This is a genomic window from Streptomyces sp. HUAS TT11 (genome assembly GCF_051553595.1).
GTDB lineage: Bacteria > Actinomycetota > Actinomycetes > Streptomycetales > Streptomycetaceae > Streptomyces.
Map to the genome: position 1 here is coordinate 144,722 of NZ_CP196184.1, position 24,634 is coordinate 169,355.

Annotated in this window: 21 protein-coding genes and 2 pseudogenes; 4 read left to right on the plus strand and 19 right to left on the minus strand. The window is 68.5% G+C overall.

Translation table 11 applies throughout. The features are described 5' to 3' along the window. Positions 1-14: 14 nt before the first annotated feature. The 3 genes and pseudogenes from ACSHXN_RS00755 to ACSHXN_RS00765 all read right to left on the minus strand — a co-directional run bounded on the left by ACSHXN_RS00755 (position 15) and on the right by ACSHXN_RS00765 (position 3,349). Positions 15-2,438: a glycosyl hydrolase family 95 catalytic domain-containing protein gene (locus ACSHXN_RS00755; protein ID WP_438306409.1), complete on the minus strand. Its 2,424-nt coding sequence runs from the start codon at positions 2,436-2,438 to the stop codon at positions 15-17. Between the two features lie 480 nt (positions 2,439-2,918). Further along, a pseudogene (locus ACSHXN_RS00760) lies at positions 2,919-3,146 on the minus strand (MmyB family transcriptional regulator); the annotation flags it as partial. After that, a complete protein-coding gene (locus tag ACSHXN_RS00765) occupies positions 3,143-3,349 on the minus strand; it encodes a hypothetical protein (RefSeq protein WP_438302403.1) in 207 nt (68 codons plus the stop codon). The pseudogene ACSHXN_RS00760 and the gene ACSHXN_RS00765, both read right to left, overlap by 4 nt. A gap of 392 nt (positions 3,350-3,741) precedes the next feature. Between ACSHXN_RS00765 and ACSHXN_RS00770 the strand changes: the two genes are divergently transcribed. Further along, positions 3,742-3,900, plus strand: coding sequence for a hypothetical protein (locus ACSHXN_RS00770; protein ID WP_438302404.1), 159 nt, complete (start codon positions 3,742-3,744; stop codon positions 3,898-3,900). Positions 3,901-4,075: 175 nt separating this feature from the next. Here the strand turns inward: ACSHXN_RS00770 and ACSHXN_RS00775 are convergent, their stop codons facing one another. The 6 genes from ACSHXN_RS00775 to ACSHXN_RS00800 all read right to left on the minus strand — a co-directional run bounded on the left by ACSHXN_RS00775 (position 4,076) and on the right by ACSHXN_RS00800 (position 11,895). Continuing rightward, positions 4,076-5,503 carry a glucoamylase family protein gene (locus tag ACSHXN_RS00775; protein WP_438302405.1) on the minus strand — a complete coding sequence of 476 codons (1,428 nt, stop codon included), beginning with the start codon at positions 5,501-5,503 and terminating at the stop codon, positions 4,076-4,078. A 157-nt stretch (positions 5,504-5,660) separates the two neighbouring features. Further along, positions 5,661-6,863 carry a glycoside hydrolase family 1 protein gene (locus ACSHXN_RS00780; protein WP_383358487.1) on the minus strand — a complete coding sequence of 401 codons (1,203 nt, stop codon included), beginning with the start codon at positions 6,861-6,863 and terminating at the stop codon, positions 5,661-5,663. A 107-nt stretch (positions 6,864-6,970) separates the two neighbouring features. Continuing rightward, positions 6,971-7,840 carry a carbohydrate ABC transporter permease gene (locus ACSHXN_RS00785; protein ID WP_356111676.1) on the minus strand — a complete coding sequence of 290 codons (870 nt, stop codon included), beginning with the start codon at positions 7,838-7,840 and terminating at the stop codon, positions 6,971-6,973. Continuing rightward, positions 7,837-8,811, minus strand: coding sequence for a carbohydrate ABC transporter permease (locus ACSHXN_RS00790; protein ID WP_438302406.1), 975 nt, complete (start codon positions 8,809-8,811; stop codon positions 7,837-7,839). The genes ACSHXN_RS00785 and ACSHXN_RS00790 overlap by 4 nt, the downstream gene beginning before the upstream one ends. A 5-nt stretch (positions 8,812-8,816) precedes the next feature. Then, complete coding sequence (locus ACSHXN_RS00795; RefSeq protein ID WP_356111680.1) at positions 8,817-10,064, minus strand: sugar ABC transporter substrate-binding protein; 1,248 nt, start codon at positions 10,062-10,064, stop codon at positions 8,817-8,819. A 757-nt stretch (positions 10,065-10,821) separates the two neighbouring features. Continuing rightward, entirely contained in the window at positions 10,822-11,895 is a 1,074-nt protein-coding gene (locus ACSHXN_RS00800) for a LacI family DNA-binding transcriptional regulator (RefSeq protein WP_355132327.1), read from the minus strand. A 700-nt stretch (positions 11,896-12,595) separates the two neighbouring features. Here ACSHXN_RS00800 and ACSHXN_RS00805 point away from each other — a divergent pair. Further along, positions 12,596-12,820 (plus strand): annotated as a pseudogene (locus tag ACSHXN_RS00805) (ATP-binding protein); the annotation flags it as partial. Positions 12,821-13,022: 202 nt separating this feature from the next. Here ACSHXN_RS00805 and ACSHXN_RS00810 read toward each other — a convergent pair. The 7 genes from ACSHXN_RS00810 to ACSHXN_RS00840 all read right to left on the minus strand — a co-directional run bounded on the left by ACSHXN_RS00810 (position 13,023) and on the right by ACSHXN_RS00840 (position 18,970). Next, a complete protein-coding gene (locus ACSHXN_RS00810) occupies positions 13,023-13,355 on the minus strand; it encodes a DUF6059 family protein (RefSeq protein ID WP_356292825.1) in 333 nt (110 codons plus the stop codon). 189 nt (positions 13,356-13,544) lie between these two features. Next, entirely contained in the window at positions 13,545-14,621 is a 1,077-nt protein-coding gene (locus tag ACSHXN_RS00815; protein WP_356292826.1) for a methyltransferase, read from the minus strand. Continuing rightward, complete coding sequence (locus ACSHXN_RS00820; RefSeq protein WP_356111688.1) at positions 14,618-15,250, minus strand: class I SAM-dependent methyltransferase; 633 nt, start codon at positions 15,248-15,250, stop codon at positions 14,618-14,620. The genes ACSHXN_RS00815 and ACSHXN_RS00820 overlap by 4 nt, the downstream gene beginning before the upstream one ends. A gap of 74 nt (positions 15,251-15,324) precedes the next feature. Further along, positions 15,325-15,888: a hypothetical protein gene (locus tag ACSHXN_RS00825; RefSeq protein WP_355132331.1), complete on the minus strand. Its 564-nt coding sequence runs from the start codon at positions 15,886-15,888 to the stop codon at positions 15,325-15,327. 44 nt (positions 15,889-15,932) lie between these two features. Beyond that, on the minus strand, positions 15,933-16,952 hold the full coding sequence (locus ACSHXN_RS00830; protein ID WP_355132332.1) for a methyltransferase: 1,020 nt from the start codon (positions 16,950-16,952) through the stop codon (positions 15,933-15,935). 54 nt (positions 16,953-17,006) lie between these two features. Then, the gene (locus ACSHXN_RS00835; RefSeq protein ID WP_356111692.1) at positions 17,007-18,200 is read right to left on the minus strand and encodes a BtrH N-terminal domain-containing protein; all 1,194 of its coding nucleotides are present in this window, start codon (positions 18,198-18,200) and stop codon (positions 17,007-17,009) included. 209 nt (positions 18,201-18,409) lie between these two features. Beyond that, the gene (locus ACSHXN_RS00840; RefSeq protein ID WP_355132334.1) at positions 18,410-18,970 is read right to left on the minus strand and encodes a GyrI-like domain-containing protein; all 561 of its coding nucleotides are present in this window, start codon (positions 18,968-18,970) and stop codon (positions 18,410-18,412) included. A 156-nt stretch (positions 18,971-19,126) separates the two neighbouring features. Here ACSHXN_RS00840 and ACSHXN_RS00845 point away from each other — a divergent pair, with 156 nt between their 5' ends. Further along, positions 19,127-20,080 carry an AraC family transcriptional regulator gene (locus ACSHXN_RS00845; protein WP_355798792.1) on the plus strand — a complete coding sequence of 318 codons (954 nt, stop codon included), beginning with the start codon at positions 19,127-19,129 and terminating at the stop codon, positions 20,078-20,080. Positions 20,081-20,100: 20 nt separating this feature from the next. Here the strand turns inward: ACSHXN_RS00845 and ACSHXN_RS00850 are convergent, their stop codons facing one another. Beyond that, a complete protein-coding gene (locus tag ACSHXN_RS00850; protein ID WP_356111696.1) occupies positions 20,101-21,390 on the minus strand; it encodes an FAD-dependent oxidoreductase in 1,290 nt (429 codons plus the stop codon). Positions 21,391-21,620: 230 nt separating this feature from the next. On the opposite strand from ACSHXN_RS00850, the gene ACSHXN_RS00855 reads away from it, so the two are divergent. Then, positions 21,621-22,316 (plus strand): DNA alkylation repair protein, encoded by a 696-nt coding sequence (locus tag ACSHXN_RS00855; protein WP_355132337.1) that lies wholly within the window; start codon positions 21,621-21,623, stop codon positions 22,314-22,316. A 68-nt stretch (positions 22,317-22,384) separates the two neighbouring features. On the opposite strand, the gene ACSHXN_RS00860 is transcribed toward ACSHXN_RS00855, so the two are convergent. Then, positions 22,385-23,890, minus strand: coding sequence for an MFS transporter (locus tag ACSHXN_RS00860; protein WP_355132338.1), 1,506 nt, complete (start codon positions 23,888-23,890; stop codon positions 22,385-22,387). Continuing rightward, a complete protein-coding gene (locus ACSHXN_RS00865) occupies positions 23,887-24,624 on the minus strand; it encodes a hypothetical protein (RefSeq protein WP_355132339.1) in 738 nt (245 codons plus the stop codon). Before ACSHXN_RS00865 ends, ACSHXN_RS00860 begins: the two co-directional genes overlap by 4 nt. Positions 24,625-24,634 lie beyond the last annotated feature (10 nt).

Sequence of the window (24,634 nt, forward strand, 5' to 3'; positions counted from 1 at the left end):
CCACTCCGTCTCGTTCACCAGTGCAGTGTCGCGGCCTCACCGGGGTGGAGACGCAGGGTCCGTGTGACGCCGTGTGCGATCACCTTGGTGGTGCGGCCACCGACACTGCGGATCACGGCCTCCGTGAGCCTGCCCTTCCGCCAGGCGAGGTCAACGGTGAAGCCTCCTCGCGCGCCGATCCCGGTGATGCGGCCCTGCCGCGCCCAGGCCGCGGGCAGGGCCGGCAGCAGCTCGATCCGCCCAGGCCGGGAGTACAGCAGCATCTCGACCATGGCCGAGGGTGTGCCGAAGTTGGCGTCGATCTGGAAGATGCTGCGGTCGTCCTCGACCTGGTAGATGTCGAAGAGATTCATGGCGGAGCCGTTGCTGTTGTCCGTGGAGGGCCGCAGGTTGGTCGTCACCAGTTGGTAGGCGCGTTCCGCGTCCTTCAGGCGGGCCCAGCACAGCGCGCGCCAGGCGTTCGCCCAGCCGTAGCTGTCCATACCGCGGGCGGCGAGCAGTGTACGCACACCCGAGAGGAGGTCGGAGGGTGAGCTGTCGAGAGTGATGCGGTCGCCGGGGAAGAAGCCGATCAGTGGCGAGAGATGTCGGTGCTGTTCCTCTCCGAGATTGTCCGGAGACATCCACTCTTCCACCCAGCCGCTGGTGGGACTGACCCGCGGCAGGTAGAGGCGCTCGCGCAGCCCGTCGAGGGTGCGCCGGTAGGCGGCGTCCTTGCCGAGAGCCAGACTGGCGGTGTGGAAATTGCTGAAGAGCGCCCACACCAGTTCTTGGGAGTAGGTGTTGCCCACGGAGTCCTGGGGGCCCTGTTCAGGTGACCAGTCCTTGTCGTCGACGAGGACCTCGCGGTCCTGCCCGGTGGCAGGATCGTTGATGGTGGTCGTGATCAGCCGCGTCTCCCAGAACTGGCAGGCGCCCTTGAGCAGCGGGTAGATACGGGCGAGCGTCGCGGTGTCCTGGGTGTAGTCCCAGTGTTCGAAGAGGGTATTGGCGATCCAGGCGTTGGCCGCCGGATGCCACCACCAGCCCGAACCACCGTGGATGTTGGTGGAGAAGGCAATGGCCCAGCCTGCCACTTTCCCGGAGGAGTTGCGGAACCGGTTGCGCGGGTCGTTGTAGAGGCGGCGGGTGGTGTCGGTCCAGGAGGGCAGCTGGGCGAGGCAGTAGTCCGTGAAGGCGTCGAAGCAGGCGGACAGGCCGGTGCGATCGGCCATCCAGTAGTTCATCTGGACGTTGATGTCCGTGTGGTAGTCGCCCATCCAGTCCGGATCGTTGCCGTCCAGCCAGGGCCCCTGCAGACCCATGGGGACGCTGTCCCGGGAACCGGCGATCATCAGGTAGCGGCCGAACTGCAGGTATCCGGCCTCCAGTTCGGGGTCGGGCGCGGCGCCTTCCTTCGCGCGGGCCTGGAGACGGGTCCAGGTGTCGGCGGCGCGCTGCTCGCCGGTGGAGGCGCCGAGAGAGACGTGCTGGGTGTCGAACAGCCTGCGGTGGTCGGCGACATGGGTCGCGCGCAGCGCGGCCGGGTCGTGCCTGGCGGCTGTGTGTACCTTGCTCAGGGCCAGGGCGCGGGGGTCGGCGGCCGGGTCGCGGTAGCCGCGGGCGGGGTCCGGTGCGTAGTCCGTGCCACCGCTGAAGACGATCAGCAGGTCGGCGCAGTCGGTGAACGTCAGGCCGGTGGCAGTGGTGGCAACCCTGCCGGTGCGGCTCACCGCGGTGACCGCGGCGGCGTAACGAAGGCCGTTGCCGAGAGCCGCAGCGAAGGAGGAGGTGCTCTCGGCTGCGTCGGTGAGTGCGGTCTCACCATGGGTGCCGGCCAGGGTGATGGATCCGGTGAGGCCGCCGCCGGGCTGGATCATCCGCAGTACCACCACGTCGTCGGGGTGGCTGGCGTAGACCTCGCGACGGTGGGCGGCTCCGCGGTGCCGGTACTCGGCGGTGACCAGGCCGTTGCTCAGATCGAGGGTTCGGCGGTAGCCGGTGATCGTGTCCGCGGTGTGGTCGGGCAGCTCGACGGTGAGGTGGGCGAGCTGCGTCAGCGAGCCGAACTCCACACGCTCGTAGGGGAACTGACCATCGTTGTCGAGGACGTCGTTGAGCCCGCCGGTCCACAGGGTGCTGTCGGTGATGTAGAGCGCCTCGCGGCCCGGATCGTTGCCGACGAGGGCACCGAGCCTGCCGTTGCCCACCGGCAGCGCCTGCTGGATCATGGCGTCCTGCGCTGCGGGCGCCGTGTACCACAGCTTCAGCGCCTCGCCGTCCGGGGTCCGGGGATCGCCCGACGGGCGGTGGGGCTCGGCGGCAGCGGCGGTGAAGGCCGGCAGGCCGAGAGCGGCGAGTGAGCTCGCTGCGCCCGCGACAGCTGCAGCGGCAGCGGTGGCCGAAAGAAAGCTCCGACGACTGGGCGGTTGCGGGGTGGCGGGGTGGGGCACCGTCATGTGGGTTGTCCTCCTGCTGAGTTCTGCGACACGTGGGGGCTTGCGGGTACGCAGGAGCAACATAAAACTCATAATTAATGTATTCAAGGGTTCCGACCGACAGAGCATCTGGATGCTTACATCGGATGTCTGTGGTGCCACACTCGTTGACGGAGGCTCTCGGTGCGGTGCGTGCTCAGGCTCAGCAGATCGGGGGCGAGCGTCCTCACTGCACTCGGCCGGCCCGGCCGCAGGGTGTGCAGGCCTGTGTCGCTCGTAGGCTTGTCGGCGCGACCGGTCGCGGCCGCCTTGTGCCGCCGCACCATGGATTTCGATGTCGCTGAAGCTGAACGATCCTGAGCCACGCTCCATACCGGCGCCACCAACGCCGGAGCCGCCGAAGTCGGCGCCCCATTCGCCCTCGCCCGTTGTCAGGCCGCTGAGGAGTGCCAGACGCTCGGCGCTGGTCGAGCCCTGGTCGGCGTAGTAGACGACGATCAGCTGACGGGCTTGCGGGCGCACCATCTTCTCGTAGTGCAGGTCGAGTTCGCCGACGAGCGGATGGTTCAACCGGGTGAGGCCGGTGTCGCGACGACGGACCTCGCGGCGGGTCCACAGGGTACAGAACCGCTCGCTGGCGACAGTGAGTTCGCCGATGGTCTCGAGCACCGGGACGGTGTCATCGACGTCGATCATGGCGCGTAAGCCGGAGACGGCCTTGGCGGTCATGTCGTCCCACTGCGGGTAGAGGCGGACTCCATTTCCCTCCGCAGCCTGGTGATCTCGTCGTGCTGGGCTGTAAGGCGGGACAGGGCCGTGGCCTGGAACTTCTTCAGGGCGTCGAGTTCCGTGTTCTTCCTGCTGAGGCGCTTGCGCAGGGTGGCAACCTCAGCGTTGAGGCGTTGGATCCGAGAGGGCGCAGCAGCCCCCATCGCTGCACCCACGTCCAACGCCCAGCCCCGGAGCCGACAGTCCGGGGCGCACCGCTCCAGCGCGGCAGCGTAGCCGACGCGCAGCCCAGACACGCGGCGCCCCGATCTGAGAGGCTGACGCTCGATCACGCCCGCCGTCATTCCTCACTCTCTTTCAACCGGCTCGGGATAAGTGGCAGCAGAGGGGACGTCAGCAGGTCGATCACGCGCCTTTACGCCGCTGACGTGGGGCGTTGTAGAAGCCGGCCGTGAGGCCGCGCAACGTCCAGCGCAACACCTGACGCAACGTCAAGCGGCAACACAGGGCGCAACAAGGTACAACGCCGGCCGAGCCGGCGAAGACGATCGGGCGCGTCACCAAGACACTCTGCATCGGAACCGAGGCCAAGGACATGGTCCTGACCCACTTCGTCCGGGGTGGTCAGATGACGGCCGGAGGCGTGATGCAAGCCGACACCTCCACCGCGCAGACCCTCACCGACACCGACCAGGCCGCCGCCCTGGGAGCGCTCGAACTGCCCGCCCTGACAGCCGCTGCCGCGCACGGCTGACAGACCCCCGTGCGGGCCGGGAACCCACTGCCCGGCCCGCACAGCAACCTGCCCCTGCTGAAGACCGTAGACGCCACGTCCGAGTGGCTGTTGCCGGTATTCACCATCAGGGGAAGGCACTGGGCTGCGAGGCCGCCTGCCTCGATCCCGTTGGTTGCCCGCGTGAGGTCCCAGTTCAGATCGAGAAGCGTTCCTTCTCCAGCAGCGGGCGGACCTTGGTCTGGAAGCCGCCGGTGCGGAACGGCCCCTGGAGGAGACCGGGGCGCAGATGCTGGGCGAGGGCCGCCGCGATCATGCCCTGGTCCAGTGCGAGCACGAAGTCGCTGACGCGGCCGGTCTCTACGTTCACCGAGTCGCGGAAGCCGTAGCGGTCGTCGTAGGCGCCGAAATCCTGGTCGAGGGCGCGGAGGTTGGCGAGCGCCTCGTCCGGAGCCTGCGGCAGGGCGAGGATGGAGGCGTGCGGGGTGACGACGGCACGTGGGAAGTAGCCGTCCTCCTGCATGCCGATCTCGTCGACTCCGTATACGTCGTACCCGCCCTCGGGAACGCTGGCCGGGGAGAAGCCCCAGTAGCCGTACTTCTCCTGGACTAGGCCGTCCTCGATCTGGCTGCGGACATAACGCCGGTGGTTCAGGCCCCAGGAGCGCGGGGACCATTCGGGCTCCGGAACGAACAGCGGGACCATCAGCGCTTCGAACATCGAACCGCCCCAGGTGGGCACGAGTTTGCGGCCGCGGTAAGTGTAGTGGCCCTCCCAGACGTTCACCCCGTCGATCGTCCGATACGCGCCCTCGGGTGTCTGCTCCTGGCCCATGCCGGGCAGCAACGTGCGGAAGAGGTGCCAATAGTGGTCGCCCGGCAGCGAGCCGTCGGCGATACCGAGGTAACTGGCCATGCGGGGCTCGGTGTTGAGGGCGCCGTAGTGGTGGCCGGTGGGCTCGCCCTTGCCCGGCTTGTCCGGCCAAAAGCCGCCGCGCAGCTGTCCCGGGCCGGCGACCGGGTCGTTCGGGTCGTAGGGGGTGTAGTAGTACGACCAGTCGGCGTCGGCGAGCAGGGTCGCGATGCGGGGGCGCAGTTCGGGGGAGGCGTGGGCTGCGATCCTGAGGCCCGTGACGAGCCAGGCGTTGTCAACTGTGGAGAGGAACGGGCGCACCGGGTCGCCGGATTCTGGCCAGGTGGTGAGCACCGAACCGTTGTGCGCGTCGTACCAGTTGAACCACCAGCCGTGCGCGCGCTCCAGGCGCTCGACGGCGGAGACGGTGTGGGCGAGGCGTTCGCGCATGGTGGCGGCCGGGATGACGCCGAGGCCGCCGGCGGCGGCAGTCGACCACAGACCGCAGCCGATGTTGGTGGGCGAGGTCTGCACGGAGGGCCTGGGCGTGCCGGTCCCGCTGACGTCGATCTTGTCGGAGGCCAGGCCGAAGTCGCTGGTCATGGCCATGACAGACCGGTAGGTGGCGGCGAACCACTCCCGCAGCTCGGCGGCCGACCGCTCGCCGGGGACGGGCGGGGCGGGGCGCGCGGCCGCGTGGGCTGCGGTGCCGGTGAGGGACGTGGCGGCGAGCGCGGTGCCCGCGGCGGCGAGGAAACGACGACGGTTCATGCGGTCCGACTCCTGTGACGAGGTAGGACGGGAACAAGGCATCTGTCGTGGTGCTGGTGGAACGTGGCCGTACGGGTGAGGCGTGGTCGTACGGCGTGATCGGCCGGGAGCCGGCGGGGGTCAGGTGGCCGCCGGCGCCCGGCCGCAGGCCGGCGCGTCAGACGGACGTGCGCGGCAGTTCGCGGGTGCGGCCGAGGCCGCCGAGCCAGACGGCGGACGGCTTCGCGGTCCGCTCGAACGTCTCCGGGTCGACGGCGATCAGACCGAAGGTCGGCTTGAAGGAGCCCCACTCGTAGTTGTCGAGGGCGCTCCAGGCGAGGTAGCCCTGGATGTTCAGGCCGTCCTCGATGCAGGCCGCGACCTCGTCGAGGGCGCCCGCGTAGTAGTCGGCGCGGCGCGTGTCGTCGGCGGTGGCGATGCCGTTCTCGGTGACGATCAGCGGCATGTCGAGGCCGATGATCTCGGCGGTGTGCCGCAGGGCGTGGCCGACGGCGCGGGGGTAGTACTCCCATTGCGTCAGGGTGCGCTCGGCCGCATCGGGGGCCGGGACGGGACCGTCGGCGCCGATCTTGGTGCGCGTGTACGACTGGACGCCGATCCAGTCGTCGCCGCGGGCGGCCTCGATGAAGACGTCCTCGCGAGGGTGGCGGTAGGCGGCGGTGATGTCGTCCGCGCCGGGCAGCGCCTGGTAGACCTGGTTGGCGATGGTCCACCCGGCCTTGATGTCCGAGTTGATCTCGCGGACGGCCTTCATGGCTGCGTGGTGGGCGGCGATGATCGCGTGGGTGGTCTCCTCGTCGGGCGTGGGCAGGCCCGCGGGCGGGAAGCCCTTCTCGCCGGACTTGGCGAGGCCGGCCATCACGGCGATCATGTTCGGCTCGTTGATGGTGCAGACATGGGCGACGCCCTCGTCGATGATCGGCGCGCACTGCTCGACATAGCGGGTGAACAGGTCCGTGGCGCCGTCGGCGGTCCAGCCGCCGAGGTCCTCGAACCACTGCGGCACGGTGAAGTGGTGCAGGGTGACCATCGGGCGCAGGCCGCGGGCGAGGGCGCCCTCGACCATGCGGCGGTAGTGGGCGATCTCGGCGCGGGAGAAGGTGCCGCGCACCGGCTCGATGCGGGCCCACTCGACGCTGAAGCGGTAGTCGGTGAAGCCGAGCGAGGCAAGCAGGTCCATGTCCTGCTCCCAGCGGTGGTAGCTGTCGCAGGCGTCCAGGCTCGGCTCGGCGATGCCGGCGGCCGGGTCGTGCTCCTTGCGCCACCAGTCGCTGTTGACGTTGTTCCCCTCGATCTGGTGGGCGGCGGTGGAGGCGCCCCACAGGAAGCCGTCGGGGAAGCTGGTCGAGGTGTGCGTCATCGTTCGTTCTGTCTTTCTGGTGCGTGTGGGGGCCGGGCGCGCACGCCGCGGGCGGGACCCGGGCGGAACCTTTCGCGGGGCTCCGCCCGGCCGCAGGCGTGCCGGGGTCACTTGAGCCCGGCGGTCGCGATGCCCTGGGTGAAGTGCCGCTGCAGTACGGCGAAGACAAGCAGCACGGGGACAACGACCAGCAAGGAGCCGGCCATCAGCATGCCGTTGCCGCCCGCGACCGTGCGGTTCGGGTCGTTGGCGAAGGTCGCTAGGGCCACCGGCAGCGTGTACTTGCCGGGGTCGTTGGTCGCGATCAGTGGCCAGATGAAGTTGTTCCAGGAGCCGAGGAACGTGAAGATCGTCAGCGTGGCGAGGGCGGGCTTCACCAGTGGGAGCACGATGCGGAAGAAGATGTACCACTCCCCCGCGCCGTCCATCCGCGCCGCCTCCAGCAACTCGTCCGGGAGGCTCTGCATGAACTGCCGCATCAGGAAGACCCCGAAGGCGCTCGCCGCGAACGGCAGGACCAGCCCGGCGTAGGTGTCGATGAGACCCATCTGGTTCATCAGCACGTACAGCGGGAGGACCATGAGGTTGCTCGGGACCATCAGCGCGGCCAGGACGACACCGAAGACCTTGGATCGTCCGGAGAAGCGCAGTTTGGCGAGGGCGTAGCCGAGCATCGAGCAGAACAGCAGGTTGCAGACCGTGACGAGCACGGCGACGATCAGCGAGTTCAGGAAGAACCGCGGCATGTCGAGCTGGTCGAGCAGCTCGGTGAAATTGCCGAGCGTCCAATGGCTCGGGATCCACACCGGCGGGCTGGCGGTGAGATCCTCCTTCGTCTTGAAGGCGGACAGCGCCATCCACAGGAACGGCGTGGCCATCACGAGCAGACCCGCGCAGGCGACCAGGTAGAGCAGCGGCTTGCGTAGCGCCGCTCCCCGCGGGCGGTGGTTCGGCGCGGGTGCCGTCGGCGCGCTCATCGGGTGTTGTCCTTCATGAGTCGGAGCTGGAGCACCGTGATACCCATGATCACGACGAACAGGACGTACGCCATGGCGCTCGCGTAGCCCATGTGGAAGAAGTTGAAGCCCTGCTGGTACATGTCCAGCGACACCGTGAGAGTCGCGTTGGTGGGACCGCCCTGGGTCATGACGAACGGCTCCTCGAATACGTTGAGATAGCCGATGGTGGTGATCACGGTGGCGTAGAGCAGGGTGGGCCGCAGCAACGGGACGGTGATGCGGCGCAGTTCTTGGAAGGCGCCCGCGCCGTCGAGGCGGGCGGCCTCGCGGACCTCGGTGGGGATGGCTTGGAGACCGGCGATGAACAGCACCATCACGGTTCCCATGTTGCGCCACACGGCCATCACGATCAGGGCGGGCATCGCCCAGGTCCGCGAGCCGAGCAGGTCCGGGGTGTGCACGCCGAGCGCCGAGCACAGGCCGGCTACCAGTCCGTCCGACGGGTCGAGCACAAACCTCCAGACGACGGCCACGGCGACAATGGTGGTGACCACTGGGGCGTAGAAGCCGACGCGGAAGAAGGTGCGGGCCCGGTCGATGCCATTGTTCAGCAGGATCGCGACCAGCAGGCCGAGCACGATGGTCAGCGGCACTCCGACGACCACGAAGTACGCCGTGTTGAACAACGCCGTGAGGAACGTGTCGTCCTGGAACAACTGCGTGTAGTTGTCGACGCCGACGAAGTTCGCGTCACCCGGGTGCGTGACGTTGCGCGCCCCGAAGTCGGTGAAGCTCATCAGGAGCGTCGCGACGATCGGGAAGAGCATGAAGACGCCGAACAGCACCAGGAACGGGGCGGAGAACAGCCATCCGTGCAGGTTGTGCCGGCCGAGCGAGCGCCGGCCCGGCCGGGAGGCGGGAGTCCTCGCGGACTCCCGCTTCTTCGTCACGGCCGCATCCGACGCGGCCTGCCCTGTCGTGAAAGACATGACGGTTACTTGACGAGCCCTTCGATCTGGGACTGGGCCTGGTCCAGCGCGGACTTGGCAGACGAGCTGCCCTGGGTGACAGCGCCGATGGCGGCGTCGACCTTGGAGGTGATCTCGGTCAGCTTCGGCTCCGACGGGATGGTCTTCGACGTCTCGACCTGCTGCTTCCAGATCTTCAGATCGGCGTCGGTGGAGAGCTTGCCGGTGTTCCAGGCAGCGCGGGCGGCCGGCAGATCATTGGTGCGCGTGAACCAGTCGGCCTGGCCCGCCGGGTCGGTAAGGTACTTGATGAAGTCCTTCGCGGCGGCCTTGTGCTGGCTGTCCGCGGAGATCGCGAGGCTGGAGCCGCCAGCCATCGACACCGAGCCCTTGGTGTCGGCCGGGAGCGGGGCGATGGCCCACTTGCCCTTGAGGCCGGGGTAGTTGTCGGCGATCAGGCCGGACATCCAGGGGCCGCCGATGAACATCGGCGCTGCGCCGGTGTTGAAGTCCTTGGTGACGTCGTAGCCCGGCGGAACGGACTTCTGGGTCAGACCCTTCTTGATGTAACTGCTGTAGTAGTCGAGGGCCTTGACCGCTTCGGGTGAGTTGACAACAGGCTTGCCCTTGTCATCGAGTATCGCGCCGCCCGCCGAGTAGAGGAACGGGTAGAAGCTCTGCACCGTGTCGAGGCCGGCCGACTGGATGTACAGGCCGTACTTGGTATGCGCCTTGGACTGGTATGCCGCGGCGTCCTTCTGCAGGTCGGCCATGGTGGCGGGGGCCTGGGCGATGCCGGCCGTCTTCGCGAGGTCGGTGCGGTAGTACAGGACGCGGGTGTCCACGTACCACGGGACGCCATACATCTTGCCGTCGTATTCGCCCTGTTGCCAGGCAGCGGGGAAATAGTCGCCCTGCTTGAAGGTTTTGGTGTCGACCGGCTCCAGTGCGCCCATGTCGGCGAACTCGCCGAGGTAACTCCCGCCCATCTGCACCACGTCGGGGAGCTTGCCGGCAGCGGCCGCAGCGACCAGCTTCTGGTGCGCGACATCCCAGCCCACGGGCGTGACCTTGATGGTGACGTTCGAGTGAGCCTTCTCGTAGACCTTGGCGACGTCCCCCAGTTTCTCACCCTCGGTGCCCATGGCCCAGACAGTGAGGGTCTGCTTGGCGCCGGCGGCGACACCAGCGCCACCCGAGCCACCACAAGCGCTCAGGGCGAGCGCGGACGCCAGGGTGAGGGTGATCGAACCGATTGCGGCGGCGCGGTTCATTTGGACGGCTCCTCCTTGAGCTTTGATGCATGTATGCGCTGCCTGTAAGCGCATACATCACTCTGTTCCAGCCGATCCCGAACTGACAAGAGGGGTCTTGGTCACACTCCCGTAACGGCCCGGACGTCAATGCGGGTGTTTCCCATGAGGCGCCGGACAGGGCAAGCACCGCACGCATGGGACCCTTGTCCATCGGAGCATGCCAAGGTCCGAAATTTGCAAGAATAAAGCAGATGTGTGGGGGACCTCACCTCACACGCCCGAAGGGCCTGCCATACGGTGCTCCCCTTGCACGACACCCCAATGCATCCAGCCGAGCTCACCCAAAGGGGCTGCCGCAAGGCCCGCGATCCAGGCCAGGTCGGCCACCCCGCCGGCCCCGGCCCACCCTCGGCGACTTCGCATGCGCAATCACCGTCCGGCATCGCCCGGAACCCGCCCAGGGACAGCCGCCCAACGTTTGACGACCCCGAAGCAGGCAGTGAACAACCTACGGCAGCCCTCGGGGTAGCGGGTGGTGGGAACCTGGGTGTGACCTACCGGCTGTGCGGCCGACGATGCTTGAGCTCGAGAACAGATGCCAGAGCGACTTCCCGCCTGGATACCCGCATGCGCCGTTTCTATGGCACCGCGGACACGCATCTGCGCCGCCTTCGCAGGAGAACCGCATACCGGACCATCCAGCGACCGTCGTGCCGCGCTGCGCGTCCAGTCCCACCCACACCCACTCCCGCCCTACCTCTGCACCGAGCGCTTTTCAGAGTGTGGGAGTCGTCTCTGTGCAGCCGCAGCTGGCGCGTCGGGCCACACTGACCGGGAGCACGCGGGAGACGGGTTCGCCCTCGCCCTTTCCACTCAGGCGGCGCACCAGGAGTTCGGTCGCCTCCTCACCCATGCGCACCATGGGCTGGCGCACGGTAGTGAGGGCCGGCCGTACCAAGCGGCTCAGCGGGATGCCGTCGAAGCCCGTGACGATCACGTCATCGGGGACCGACAGGCCACGGCGTTCCAGTTCGCGCAGGGCGCCCACGGCCGTCTGGTCGTTGGCGAAGACGAACGCGTCCGGTAGCTCTCCGGGACTCTCGCACAACCGCGCGGCAGCACGTGCGCCCTCCTCCTGCGTCAACCGGCCAAGGCGGAGCGCGGGTTCGTCGCCCGTCTTGACACCCGCCTCCCGGCAGGCGAGCCGGAAGCCGTCGAAGCGGGCCTGAACGTCCGGCGACTCCTCGATGGTGCCGATGTAGGCGGGGCGCCGGACGCCGTGATCGACCAGGAGGTGACGAGTCAGCTCGTGCTGACCGTCCTCATTGGCCGCCTCGATGTGGTCGAGATGGTCCAGGAACTCGGTGCCTTCACGAGGGCCCGCAAGCATCACGACCGGCTTGCGCCGGGAGATCACTTCGAGTTCCTCGGTGGGCACCGTGCGGGCCATCACCGCGAAGCCGTCGACGCGTCCAGCGACCTTGGCGACCAGCCCTGCGGCGCCACCCTTGAGCGACGCGGCGATGAGCAGGGCGTAGCCGTGACGGCGGGCGGCGCGTTCCATGCCTCGGATGATCTGATCCGAGTAGAGCATGGCAGTGTCGTCGTCCTCAGTATCGGCTGCGGGGTCGCCGTAGTCGGGGAAGCACAGCCCGATCACTCCGGTGGAACGGCTCGCCAGACCGCGGGCGTTGCCGCTGGGGACATAGCCGAGTTCGCGGGCCGCAGCGAGCACCCGTTCGCGGGTGGAGGCGCGGACCGAATCGGGAGTGCGGTAGACGCGGGAGACAGTGGCAATGGAGACGCCCGCGCGCTCCGCCACGTCGTACACGGTAGGCGCGGCTGTCACGATGCGGTTCCGTTCACCGGTCGGGGCCGCCCGTGCCGACAGCACCATCGTCGCGGAGCCCCGAAAGAAAATGAAAGCGCATTCACTGTAGATCTCATGGGCCTGATCAGGCAAGCCGTGATCATGGAGGGAACTGGGATGGTCGAGGGTTTGCGCCTTTTGATGGTCTGCTCGAATTCGTTGCGGCGTCGGTGACCTCATATCGAACCCTGTGGGCAAGCCGCCTTGGCTGCCGCGGCGCAGGCGGTTCGCCCGCTGATCCCTCGGCCAGGGTGATCGTGTGCTTGATCTGACGTCTTGGCGGGTGCCCCTGGTTGCGACAGGAGGATGTCTTGTCGCCCCGACGTACTCCGGCCGATTCGCGGACAGCCACTGGGGGCACACGGATCTCTTCCAGCACGGGAAGTCTCGGCGCCTCTCGTCCACCGGCTGGGCGTGATGACGAGCCCAAGCAGGCGCCGCCCACATCGGTGAAGTGGATCTTGCTGCGGCGGCTGAGCATACGGAGCGAGAACTCGCAACGCCCTCGCCGTCCTACGCACCCGCCTGACCTTCGTCGCCGATGCCCGAGCGCTGGGTGCCCGCGATCCGAAGCACGCGGTGGTGATCGACCTGGCGCGCGGACTGATGCGTCTTGAGGAGACTGCTATACCCGAACACCGCTTCACCGGCGCCCATCTGAACCTGGACATCGAGTCGTGATGCCGCCGACGAGCAGCAGCTGCCCAAGACGATCGCCCGCTACGGCCGTGTCGATCTTTTGTGCATTGATGAACTCGGCTACATGGAGCTTGACCGCAGGGGCGCGGAGCGGCTGTTTCAGGTTCTCACCGAGCGAGAGGAGAAGAACCAAGTTCCTCCAGGCGCGGGTCTTCGGGCAGCGAGGCGAAGACATCGGTGGACGACGGATGGCCGGTCGTGCGCAGTTCGTGCCCGGCGCGCAGCCGAATCGACGTGCCGGCTGAGACATCACCGGCCAGGGCAGTGAAGAGTTCACACCGACATCCACCGGCAACTACGCTCGCTTTTCACCTACGCAGTCAGGGGGCCCACGCAGACTGCTGGCCAAGTCGTCACACCTCGACTTCGTCAACTGCGGACACCCGGCGGGCTGCACCGCGGGCGCGTCACCGCCTTGGCACCTCGGCAGTACTTGACTCCCGTCGGCAGGGCTCTGCCACAAGCCCCGAGTGGAGCCACCAGGCCGCACGTCCCACGCCCTTGAGTTGCCGTTGTAGTGCCCGTTCTGCTGGGGTCAACGGCGCGCTGGGACGGAGCTGTTCGGGGTGACCGGGGATGGGGCCTTCGTACTCTGCCCCCAAAGGCACGGCCACCCAGATGCATCCTGTGGCGGCGAGGCAGTGCATTACCAGGCCTACCCACTCTTGGATCGTGGTTCTCCTGTCCCTCGGACTACCGCGTCGGCCTTCAGCACGCACCGCTGTCACCTCCCGCTTCATGGGACATTTCTGCGCATCCGGTTTCTGTGTGAAGCCGGCCCCGTAGCAGGCCCGGCGGAACTTCCGAGAGGCGCACGCCCGCGTTCATGGGTCGTCGGAACACCGCACTGCGTGCGGGGGAATCGAATCGAGCAGGTCTGCCGGCCGCCAACTGGTTCGCCACCGGCACAGCGCAGCGAGGGACACCGGTTACCGGTCGCGGGGAGGCTGATTCGTTGCGAACGTCAGCACCGAAGCGCCCGTGGGGGTCTGCACGGCGGTATTCAAGGTGAGGTTCACCGTGGCTGCGAGGGCACGGAAATCGTCGAGAGTGCGTTCCCGGCCGCCCACAGTCAGCAGCATGCGCAAATCCATCGCAGTCGCCCACGGCTGTTTCATGCCCTCCTCCCTCAGCCGTTCGATCACCACAACATGACCGTGCGGTGCGGCAGCCGCGGCGCAACGGTCAAGGATCTGCGCGGCCCGGCGGTCGTTCCAGTCGTGCAGGACGAAGGAGAGGACGTAGGCGTCGGCGCCGGACGGCAGTGGGTCGAAGAACGTGCCGGGGACCACCGTGCAGCGGTCGGTGAGGCCGGCGTCGGCCAACTGACGGCGGGCGTTCTCGGCGGTGCCGGGAAGTTCGACCAGTGTGCCGCGCAGTTCGCGGTTTGCGTTGAGGATGCGGGTGAGTAGCTTCCCCGATCCTCCGCCTACGTCGACTACGTGGCCGGCGCTGCTCCAGTCGTAGGAATCCGCTGCCGCCTCCACGTTCGCCAGGTGCGTCTCCATGAGGGTGTCGAAGGACGCGGCTCGCGTGGGATTGGCGGCCAGGTCTTCCCAGAAGGACGCGCCGAACCGGTCCGGGTAGGCCGGTTCGCCGGTGCGGATCGTCGTGAGCAGGCCGCTGAGCGCCAGATCGGAGCGGCCCATACCGCCGTCGAGGTCCAGCCATGCACGGGTACGCGCGGGATGGTCGTCCCTCAGGACACACCCGAGTTCGGTGAGGGCGTAGCAGCCTGGATCCGGCTCTTCGAGGAGCCCGCTGGCCGCCAGGTGGTCCATGAGCCGGCGCAGGGCGTCGGCGTCGCTTCGGGTACGTTCGGCCAGGGCGTCGGCTGTGGTGATGCCCTCTGCGATGAGGTCGGCCAGCCCGAGGGTGGCCGCAGCGCGGATCGCGTACGGCGTCACCAGGTCGGTGAGTGCTGCGAGGCGCGCCACCGTGGGGTCGCCCGGGGTGGTGGGAGGGACCGGCGTCTGCGTCGTGCGCGCCGAGGTCGTCATGCTCATGCGTTCGCTCCCTCGCTGGTCGTGGTCCGGGTCAGTACGCAGGCGTGCGCGGGCAGGCTCATCGCGTCCGTCTGGAGTGGGAATGGCAACAGGGGGCCGACTGCGAAGCCGAAGCGGACGAAGTCGTCGGCCAGGCCCCGCGCGGTGAGCGGCTTGAACGGGAAGCTGTCCACGCGGCTGCCTCTGAGGTAGAGACAGCCGCCCGGACGCAGGACGCGTGCGGTTTCGCCGGCGTACATCGCCCGGTCCTCCCCGCCGAGGTGGTGGAAGCAGCCACGGTCCACGACGACGTCGAAGGCCCCGTCGGGAAACGGCAGGTCGCGCACGTCGGCCTGTTGGAAGGCGGGCGAGGCGCCGACGGGTGCTTCCGCTGCGGCGCGGGCCCTGGCCAGTGTGAGAGCTTCCTCGCTGAGGTCGATGCCGGTGACCCGGTATCCGGCGCTCGCCAGGGCGATGGCGTCCCATCCGGTTCCACAGCCGATGTCGAGGGCGGTACGTCCCGCGCCCGGTCCGCGGGCTGCCAGGAATCCGACGAGTTCGGCGGAGGGGTGGCTGAGCTCCCAGTAGGTGTGGTGGTCGCCGTTGCGGTAGCTGTGGTTCCAGTCGAGCGCGGTGGTGGGCGTCGTCATGGTGGCGCTCCGTCCGGGGTCGGGTACGGGAACGGCTCGTCAGCCTCGTGCCGTCGCGCTCGGGAGCGTGCGCGTCACGGCCGGGCGGGGGCAAACGCGGCCAGGGTGATGTAGGTGTCGGTGATCACAGGTGTTTCCTCGGCCAGGGCCGGGCTGCACGCATAGACGTGGTAGCGGGGCCAGGCGGGGACGAGCGAGGTCGAATGCGGGGCGCCGGACGAGGGCTGAGGTGCAGTCGGTGCGGGCCGCCCGTCATGCCCGGCGGTGGGCCTGTGGTGCAGGAAAGGTCCGTGGCCCATGACGGTTTCCATCCTTGCACCGGGCACCTGCGCGAGGTCATCGGCGGTCACCTCTGCCGCGATCCTGGAGGACGGGATGGACAGGCAAGCATCGAAGCGGCGCGACGTACCGGCGTCGTAGTGGACTTCGAGCGCTTTGGTCTCCCTGGTCGCGAGGCCGCAGGAGAAGACCAGAGCGGTCAGACTCCGCCACGTGTCCTTCCACGTGTCCGCGCCCGCCGGGTTTCTGAGACTGAGAACGAGCAGTGGGTGTGCCCGTACCGCTGTCCAGTGATGGGCGCTGGAGACCTGTTGCTCCATGGACCGGTCGTGGGAACGAAGGAGTGTCGCGTTCTGCATGGGGGGTCCCGTCGGTATTGCTGCCGGCAGTTGTGTGCACGACCCTATGCATCGGGAGTGAACTCCAGCAGGCAGTATCCGGACGGTGTGGGGTGGACCGTCCGCAGGGTGAGCCCGGCCGCGCTGCCCAGCGCGCGGAACTCCTCCTCCGTTCGCTCCTTTCCTCCCAGCACAGCCATGTACAGGTCGAGGGCAGGTACCAGTCGCGGGGCTCCGCGCAGGAATTCGGCGACGATGACGCGGCCGCCGGGGCGCGCGGCGTCGGCGCAACGGCGCAGAATGCCCGCGCCTGCATCGTCTCCCCAGCCCATGACCGTCGACTTGATGAGGTACAGGTCGGCACCGTGCGGGAGAGGCTCGAACATCGATCCGACAACGGCCGCGGCTCGGTCGGCGATGCCTGCCTTGGTGAACCTGTCGGAGGCCGTGCCCACGGCGCGCGCGTCGTCGACGAGGGTTCCCCTCAGATGAGGGTGAGCCTGCAGGAGGCCGGTCAGGAGTGCACCGCTGCCGCCGGCGACGTCGGTGATGTGGCCGACCGTCGTCCAGTCGTAGGCCTGGAGGATCTCCGGCAGGGTCCAGGCGGTGAGCGTCGCCATCAGTTCGTCGTAGGCGGCGCCGCGGCGGGCGTCGGTGTTGAGGTCTTCGAAGAAGGACCGGCCGAACGTGGGTGTGTAGGCGTCCTCACCGGTGCGGACCGCGAGGAGGAGTGCACTGAGACCGATGTCGTACTGGCCCATCCCGCCCTCGATGTCGAGCCAGGGGTGGAAGGTCATGGGGTGGTCGCGGCGGAGCCGTTGGGAGAGTTCGGTGTTGCGGTACCGGCCGGGGCTGTCCTGTTGGAACACGCCGCGGGCCGCGAGGTGTTCAAGAAGGCGGCCTACGGTATCGGGGACTGCATCGCTGCGGCGGGCGAGGTCCTCGACGGACACGGTGGCGTCCCCGATGTGGTCGGCGAGCCGGAGGGTGGCCGCCACTCGTATGGCCCAGGGAGTCACCAGGTCCGTGAGGATGCCGAGTTGTTGTGCGACGTCTGTCGTGGTGGCGGGGGGACTCGCGCTCACGTGGGCTCCTTTGCGGGTGGCAGGTTTCGTCGTGCGTGATCCAGGCGCTGCGGTTCAGTGCCCGCTGTCCGCGGGTGTCAGCTGGCGCAGCAGCCGCGTCTCGCGGTCGATGATGGCGTGCACGGCGTCGTGCAGGGCGGTCGCCAGATCCTGGCGCAGGTCCGGGACGGCGGCGACGGCCTCGTCGCGCAGGACGGACAGGCGGGCGGCGACGGCTGATGCCTCCACTTGGCGCTCGGGGGTGCCGGAAAGTACGTGTTCCTCGCGTGCGCGGTGGGCGTCGGCGAGTTCACCGAGGGCTGTGCCGGTGGGCAGCAGTGTCGCGATCAGGTGCTGCCAGGCGGCTGCGTCGGCACCGGCCAGGGGGATCGCGTCGGTGATTCGCGGATCGTCCAGGAGCATGGCTGCCTCGCCGAGGAACGCGTGGAACATGCTGCGGAACCCGTCGCCTCCCGTTCCGGCGAGGTGGAGGTCGGTGAAGGCCTGAACGAGTGTGTCGATGACGGTTTCGGGCGTGGCCGAGTCGCGGACGGTGGCTGCAAGGCGTTCGGCGAGCATGTGCAGGCCCTGGATGCCGAGGGCGGCATTGGCCGGCTCGAGGCCCGCGCGGGTGGCGGCGGCCAGGGCCGAGCGGATCCGGTCCTCGGTGGGCGGGACAGCCTGGGCCCACGGGGCGCGCAGCAAGGCGTGCCGGGGCGGGAAGGGCTGGTGCCGGGAGGAGCGGGCGGCGGCCAGTTCTTCCGGGGCGAGTGTGCAGGGCCGGGCGGGGCGGTCGGAGACTCGCAGCCAGCCGCTCTCCTGGTCGGCGCCGATGACCACGAGGCAGTGTCCGCCGAAGTGGTGTTCGGCGCTGAAGTACGACAGGTAGTGCATGTCGGCGTAGACGATCGCCAGGCCGTGTGCGGCAAGTTCCGCTGCGAGTTGGTCACTGGCTTCACGAGGGTCGGTGGTGGTGGCGATGTCGAGTTCCAGGCCGACGCCGGTGGCCATGCGGCGAGTGAAGACGGGAAAGGGGTCGTTGCGGGTGGCGAGGAACGGTGGCGTGCCGGGTGCTTTGGGGACGTACATGAATCCGATGCCGCCACCGAGGCCGAGTAGCATCTCCTCGCTGATGTCGAGGCCGTGGGCGTGCAGGGCCTTGCGGAACGCGGAGGTTTCGCAGTGGGCGCCGCCGAACAGCGGCGGCCTGAGCTTCCTGCCCGGCAGGGCTTCTCGTTCCTCGCTGCCGGTGGCCGGGGCCGTCGCCATGCTGGTTCCTCTCCCCTGTGCGGTGCGGCCGCTGATGGGCTGCGTTACGGATCCGAGAGTTTTCCAGCGGTGGTGACCCTCGCCCAGAGGGTGGCGGTCCCGTTCTGCGTGATGGTCACCTCCAACGCTCCAGCGGGGAGGGGAGTTGACCCGCTTGGTCATGCAGCTGCATGCGGGTGCTGCCACGGGTACGGCGGTTCGCCGTTGTGTCAGCCGACGGGGAGATGGATGTCGATGCGGGCATCGTCGTCCACGGCGGAGCCGAGGCCGGAACGGTAGATCTCGTAGAACGGCGGGCGTAGACAGGGGGCGACGACGCCCTGCTGCTGGAAGGCGGTGGTGTCCAAGGCACGGCGATAGGTGTCGGACAGGGTGCCGAAGCGACCGTGGTGGGTGGTGCGCCAGCACCAGACAGGGCCGAGGGTTTCGTAGCGGACGGGAAGTTCGCTGTCGGGCGGTAGCGGGAACTGGCACGGTCCGGCTTCGGGAACGGCGACGCAGGCGTCGTAGCGGAGAGATTCCGCCGGGACGTGCGCGGGGTCGTCGTAGACGACTCCGACGAGTTGTACGCCGTGGGTCAGGCCGCAGGAGTCGGTGTAGTCGATGAGATTGCGCCAAGTTCGCTCGAGCGTACGGAACGTGCCCGAGTGGCGGAGGGAAATCACCGGCAGCGGGCCGAACTCGGCGAACGTGAAGGTTCGCTGCCCTGACGTCAGCACGGTGTCCCGTACGGGCGTCGCGCCTGTCTCGGTGACGCGTCTTGCGGGCATGTCCCCTACCTTCACCAGGCCGTCCGGGATACCGGAGCCGTATCCGTGCGCTGCCTGACTGTATTCCCGCACTTGGCCTCGGAACGACTTTGACCTCATTCCGTGATGTGGAAGGATCCGGCCCCAAGTAACCTTGCGCCGCCTCTCCTCGGGGTGGTGCCGTTCATTCCGGATACGGGGGGGCTCCGAGTGCCGGAATATGTGCCTGGCGGGCGCACGGGTCGTGGCGCCATGCGTGTGACGACGGTGGCACTTCATGACAGCAGGGTGCTGTCCGCCATTCCTCACATCGTCGCGAGGCTGCGTGACGCCTCGCACAACGTGGACATTGATGTCATTGCCAGACAGGCGCATACGGCACCGCACTACTTCCGGAAGATCTTCCGTGACACCACCGGTGAGTCGGTGCAACGGTATGTGCGCCGATACCGTCTCGAACTGGCGGCTTACCGGCTGGTGTTCACCAGCTGGCCGGTTCACGAGGTGGCTGCCCGGTGCGGCTACTCGGCGCACGCGCCGTTCACGCGCGCGATCCGTGAGGTCTTCGGGAGCACGCCGGCAGAACTGCGGCGCCGGGAGCCGAGCGCGCCCTGGCCGATGTCCGGGCCGAGCTATTCGGGCCTGGTCGAGGTGGACAGCGGCACTCGCGTGGTCGCCTTCCTGCGGCACTTCGGCAGCCATGCGTCGCTGGCCGGCCGCTGGCGGCATCTGCGGGACTGGCTGGAGGTCCACGGGTACGAGCCGGATGCGCAGCAACCGGTGGAGATCACCCACGACGACCCGGAGCTCTACCAGGACGCGTCGATCCGTTTCGATGTGGGCACGGTGGTGCCGCCGGCGTTCGTACCTTCGGACGGCATCGGCCTACAGGTGGTTCCCGCGCAGCGGCGGCTGCAGATCACGCACACGGGTCCCGTGCAGCTGATTCCGTACACGTTCATGCATCTTGCGGTGAGCGCGGTGATGCTGGGTCTGTACGACGGCAGCCAGCCGCCGATGCCCTATCTGGTGGAGTACGAGCGGATTCCGTGGTCCAGGCCGGAGGTCAGGACACTGGCGTGGGTGAGCCTGCCGCTGGGACTCGCGCGCGCGGCGCCGACGAGTGTCTGAGGGGGGCCCACGGGGGCCGATCAGCCGCCGACTTCGGCGGCCATTCGGCGCTTCACGGGGGGCATGCGGTCGATCATACGGAAGGTCGCGCGGGTCACCGCCCGACTGAAGGCGTTCTCGGCAAGGGAACGCTCCAGGTTCTTCTTCGACTTCAGGACCGCATCCGCGGCGTAGGCACGCATCGCCGACTCGTACTCCCCCACGGCCTGTTCGAGCCGCTCGTCGTCGCGGGCGGCGGAAGCCAGGTGGCGGGTGAGCAGTTCGGCGTCACGCAGGGCCATGTTGCCGCCCATCCCGCCGAGCGGCGTCGCGCAGTGTGCGGCGTCGCCGAGGAGGGTGATCCGGGACGGCTGCCAGGCGGGCACGGACTCGGCGGTGCGCACCGAGAGTGCGGTGAGGGTGCCCGGGTCGGCGTCGGCGACTGCGCGGCGCAGCAACGGGTGCCAGTCGCCGACCAGGCGCCGTACTGCCGGGGCCAGTTGCTGCGGATCGCTGAGCGGGGTCTGCGCCGGCAGGCCGAGGCGCTCGGGTGTGGACGTGATCGCCCACATCAAGTAGTCGGTGTCGGTGTCGAAGAGCAGGTCGCCTCCCGCGGGCGGCAGACCGAGTGCTTTGCTCGGCCTGGTGCCGTACTCGTGCGTGGCGGCGAACATACGGGAGCCGTGGGGACCCATCACGATGTGCGCGGACGCCAGCAGCGGCGGGTGGATCCAGCTGCGAAGCCGGTCGTCGAGGGGCAGCTTCCCGGCCACGCCCATCGCTGCGGTGTCCGACACCCGCACATGGGGCAGCCGCTGGGTGCGCACCCGTGACCGGCAGCCGTCGGCGCCGACCAGGATGTCGCCTTCGGCTGTGGACCCATCCGTGAAGTACGCGATGACGCGTCCGTCACCACGCTCTTCGTAACGCTCGTACTGGCGGCCGAAGTTGACCGCCTCCTCCAGGCCACGCAGCAGAACATGACGGAGCGTCACCCGGCACACGGACCGGTGGTTGCGCAGCGGATCCTGGCTCGTTGGCCCTTCGAGGCTGAGCAAGGGGCTCAGCCGGTGGTCGGTGAAGCACAGGCCCCTGCCGCCGCTGCCGCTCGTGTCCAGGAACAGCTCGAACAGCTCATCGCTCAGGCAGGCGCGCAGAGCACGGGTCCCGAACGGGTTGACATGGATGCGGAAACCCTGAGAGCGGTCGACGGGGGCGACATCGCGTTCGAACACCTCCACGCCGATACCTTGGCTTCGCAGCCCTTGCGCGAGGGTCAGTCCGGCGAGACCCGCGCCGATCACCAGCACCTTGAACGTCTTGCGCGGCATGGAATTCTCCTTCGGCTCGTGGGCTCCAGGCGTGGCCAGTCCGACCAGCAGAATCAATTCGTACGGTCGTGCACACGATGTGGCCGTCCCGTGCGTGGGCAAAAGCCGGGGCGGCGAGGATCTGCGCGACGGTCAATTACAGGAGCGTCGACAGCGGCGAAGTTGACCAGCCGCTCCTTCAAGGGGGTCTCGGCGGCAGATGAGAGCGTCCTGCGCTAGCGTCCGCCGTCATGACGATCGTTTCGCTCAAGGAATTACGGGCCGAGTTGCAAGATCTGGCGGAACCGGCTGTGCGGGCGCAACAGGAGCGGGTGCTCAGCCGTGCGGAGGACGACGAACTGCTCGGCGTACGCGTGCCGGTGCTGCGCAAGCTCGCGCGTACCTACCACGGCCTCTCCCTCGACGATGTGGACGTCCTGCTGCACAGCCGGGTCCACGAGGAGCGGTTCGCCGGGCTGCTGGTCCTGGCCGAGCAGGTGCGCACGGCGCGCGGCACGGACTTGAAGACGCTGGTCGACTTCTATCTGACGCGTACCGACTGCGTGGACAACTGGGACCTGGTCGACGGTTCCGCGCACGTCGTACTGGGGCCATGGCTGCTGGAGGGGGATCTGCGGGTCCTGGACGAACTGGCCGCGTCATCGTGGTTGTGGGACCGCCGGATCGCCGTGCTCGCCACGCTGGCGCTGATCCGCGAGGGACGCTTCGAGCCGACGCTCCGCCTGGTGCTGACGCTGCGCCGGGATCCGGAGCCGTTGATCCACAAGGCGCTCGGCTGGATGCTGCGGGAGATCGGCCGTCGGGACGAGCCGCTGATGGTGGCCTTCCTCGACCGGCATCTCGACGAGCTGCCGCGCATCACCGTGCGCTATGCGACGGAGCGGCTTGCGCCGGCCGAGCGGGCACGGTTCGTGAAGGGGCGATAGGGCCCGATACGGTGGCCGGCGCAGCCCTCGGGGCCGGCGCCGGGCACCCGTATCGGGTCGGCGTCGTGTCAGTCGACAGCCGCGGTCCGTGGCTCGTCGGAAGCCGGCTGCCCCGCGGGCGAGGCCGGTTTGATGGCGAGCGCGCACAGGGCGCCCACCGCGAGGACGGCCATCTGGATGAGCATACTGACGCGAATGGCGCCGGCCAGGGTCTCGTGGAAGGCGTCGAGCGCCGCCGGTGTCGGCCTGCTCGTGGCTTCCACAGGCCGGCCGGTGGCGATGTTCTGTCCATCGCCGAGCCGGGCTTGCAGTACCACACCGACGGCGGCGCTGGCGAGCAGGCCCCCGAGCTCCTGAACCGTGTTGACGGTTCCGGAGGCCACGCCGCTGAGCTGGGGCGGCACATCACGCATTCCGACGCTGAACATCGGCGCGAACGTGAAGCCAGTGCCGACTCCGGCGAGCACCAGCGGCCCCACCAGCTGCCAGACCGAGGTGTGGGCAGTGGCCTGCAGGGCGACGAGTCCGAGGCCCGCAGAGAAGCACACCAGGCCACCGAGCAGTACACGCTGAGGGCCGGCCGTCTCGATGACCCGGCCACTGATGCCGGCGGCGGCGACCGACACCAGCGGCATCACGGCGATCACCAGTCCGGCCTTTGCCGCAGACAGGCCCTGCACGCTCTGCAGGTACAGCGTCAGGGGCAGGAACGCGCCGACGACGCCGAAGCCGACGGTGACGGCGATCAGGTTCATGAGGGTGAAGCTGCGAGCCCGGAACAGGGCGAAGGGCACCAGCGGAACACCGGACTGCCGCCGGCGCTGGTCGGCGAAGAAGGCGGCGAGCAGCGCCAGGCCCACGACGATGATCGCCCAGACCGTCGGCGCCCAGTGCAGCCGCTCACCCTCGACGAGGCCGAAGACCACGGCGCCGACGCCTGACAGGAGCAGCAGGACAGAGCCGATGCCCAGCGGCCTGCGCAGGCCCGGCCGCGGGTCGGGCAGGAAGCGCAGTACCAGGAAGAAGGTCAGCAGGCCGATGGGCAGGTTGACGTAGAAGATCCAGCGCCAGGAGGCGCCGGTGACCAGGAACCCGCCGACGAGCGGGCCGGCCAGCACGGCAAGTCCCGACAGCGCGCCGGTGAACCCGAAGGCGGCTCCCCACTTCTGCGGCGGGAACAGCGTGGTGATCATGGGCATGAGCTGGGGTACGAGGAGGGCTCCGCCAAGGCCTTGCAGCACCCGTAACCCGATCAGCTGCCAGGGGGCCTGTGCGGCGCCGCACAGTGCCGATGCAGTGACGAAGACGGTAAGGCCAATCAGATACATGCGCCGCGGGCCGTGGAGGTCCCCGAGTCGTCCGGCGAGGATCAGGGTGGTGGCGAAGGCCATGATGTACGCGCTGAAGACCCAGACCGCCTGGTCGATCGAGGCGTCGAACGTCTCGATGAGACTGGGAGTGGCTGAGCTGACGATCGTGACGTCGAGCAGGGTCATGAAGACGCCGAGGCAGAGCATCCCCAGCGCGGCCCACGGATTGGTTCCCGCAGGCTTGGTGTCTGATGGTGAGGTCACGTGTCTTCTCCAGTCGCTGTTTCTGTCATGAAGCCGAAGTGCAGCGGCTTCACCGGGCACCGCTCGATGCCCGGCCGGTCCCCCCGTTCCTCGGCCAGCTCCGCGGCCCGGGCGTACAAGGCGTCCGCTGACGGTTCACCGGATGCCTTCACCGGTCCGTGCGGGTCGCTCCAGGCGAGGTGTTCGGCCAGGAACGGGCCGTGCAGGTTCTCGCCGGCGTACAGCCCAGGGGCGCCGGGGGCGAGCAGTCCCGCCTGGGTGAGTGCGTCCCAGTAGCTCGGCAGCAGCTGGGCCAGCTGCTCGGTGTGGCCTTCCCGTACCTGGTAGGTCGTCAGCGTCTGCAGGGGCGTGCCCGCGGGAGTGTCGCGGGCCCCGTCCCCGGTGAGCTGGGTGACGGCGGGCCAGTCCACGGGTGGGCGGGCGCCCCGGGCTTCGGTGAGGGAGAACATCGCCTGCCACAGGGAGTTGATCTCCGGGTCGAGGTACGCGCGGTCGACGGCTCCCGACACGCCCCAGGTGACGAGTTCGACAATGAAGGGGCCATCGGCGCCCTGTCCATGGGCGATCCAGGAGGGTTCGCCGGTGACCAGGCCCTGGCGGCGCAGGAGCGGCCAGTGGCGGGCCAGGACTTCGAGGGCTGCCTCGTATCGTCCGGGCTTGAGAAGGTATGTGGTGAGCATCTTCTGCTCGGGGGACCGGTCTTGATGGCTGGGGGCGCGGTGGTGAGCGGGCATGATCGTCCAT

Excerpts from the sequence above, each read along its gene's own strand:
- ACSHXN_RS00755 (WP_438306409.1), bottom strand. The coding sequence starts at position 2,438 with ATGACGGTGCCCCACCCCGCCACCCCGCAACCGCCCAGTCGTCGGAGC.
- ACSHXN_RS00765 (WP_438302403.1), bottom strand. The coding sequence starts at position 3,349 with ATGGGGGCTGCTGCGCCCTCTCGGATCCAACGCCTCAACGCTGAGGTT.
- ACSHXN_RS00770 (WP_438302404.1), top strand. The coding sequence starts at position 3,742 with ATGGTCCTGACCCACTTCGTCCGGGGTGGTCAGATGACGGCCGGAGGC.
- ACSHXN_RS00775 (WP_438302405.1), bottom strand. The coding sequence starts at position 5,503 with ATGAACCGTCGTCGTTTCCTCGCCGCCGCGGGCACCGCGCTCGCCGCC.
- ACSHXN_RS00780 (WP_383358487.1), bottom strand. The coding sequence starts at position 6,863 with ATGACGCACACCTCGACCAGCTTCCCCGACGGCTTCCTGTGGGGCGCC.
- ACSHXN_RS00785 (WP_356111676.1), bottom strand. The coding sequence starts at position 7,840 with ATGAGCGCGCCGACGGCACCCGCGCCGAACCACCGCCCGCGGGGAGCG.
- ACSHXN_RS00790 (WP_438302406.1), bottom strand. The coding sequence starts at position 8,811 with ATGTCTTTCACGACAGGGCAGGCCGCGTCGGATGCGGCCGTGACGAAG.
- ACSHXN_RS00795 (WP_356111680.1), bottom strand. The coding sequence starts at position 10,064 with ATGAACCGCGCCGCCGCAATCGGTTCGATCACCCTCACCCTGGCGTCC.
- ACSHXN_RS00810 (WP_356292825.1), bottom strand. The coding sequence starts at position 13,355 with ATGAAGCGGGAGGTGACAGCGGTGCGTGCTGAAGGCCGACGCGGTAGT.
- ACSHXN_RS00815 (WP_356292826.1), bottom strand. The coding sequence starts at position 14,621 with ATGAGCATGACGACCTCGGCGCGCACGACGCAGACGCCGGTCCCTCCC.
- ACSHXN_RS00820 (WP_356111688.1), bottom strand. The coding sequence starts at position 15,250 with ATGACGACGCCCACCACCGCGCTCGACTGGAACCACAGCTACCGCAAC.
- ACSHXN_RS00825 (WP_355132331.1), bottom strand. The coding sequence starts at position 15,888 with ATGCAGAACGCGACACTCCTTCGTTCCCACGACCGGTCCATGGAGCAA.
- ACSHXN_RS00835 (WP_356111692.1), bottom strand. The coding sequence starts at position 18,200 with ATGGCGACGGCCCCGGCCACCGGCAGCGAGGAACGAGAAGCCCTGCCG.
- ACSHXN_RS00840 (WP_355132334.1), bottom strand. The coding sequence starts at position 18,970 with ATGCCCGCAAGACGCGTCACCGAGACAGGCGCGACGCCCGTACGGGAC.
- ACSHXN_RS00850 (WP_356111696.1), bottom strand. The coding sequence starts at position 21,390 with ATGCCGCGCAAGACGTTCAAGGTGCTGGTGATCGGCGCGGGTCTCGCC.
- ACSHXN_RS00855 (WP_355132337.1), top strand. The coding sequence starts at position 21,621 with ATGACGATCGTTTCGCTCAAGGAATTACGGGCCGAGTTGCAAGATCTG.
- ACSHXN_RS00865 (WP_355132339.1), bottom strand. The coding sequence starts at position 24,624 with ATGCCCGCTCACCACCGCGCCCCCAGCCATCAAGACCGGTCCCCCGAG.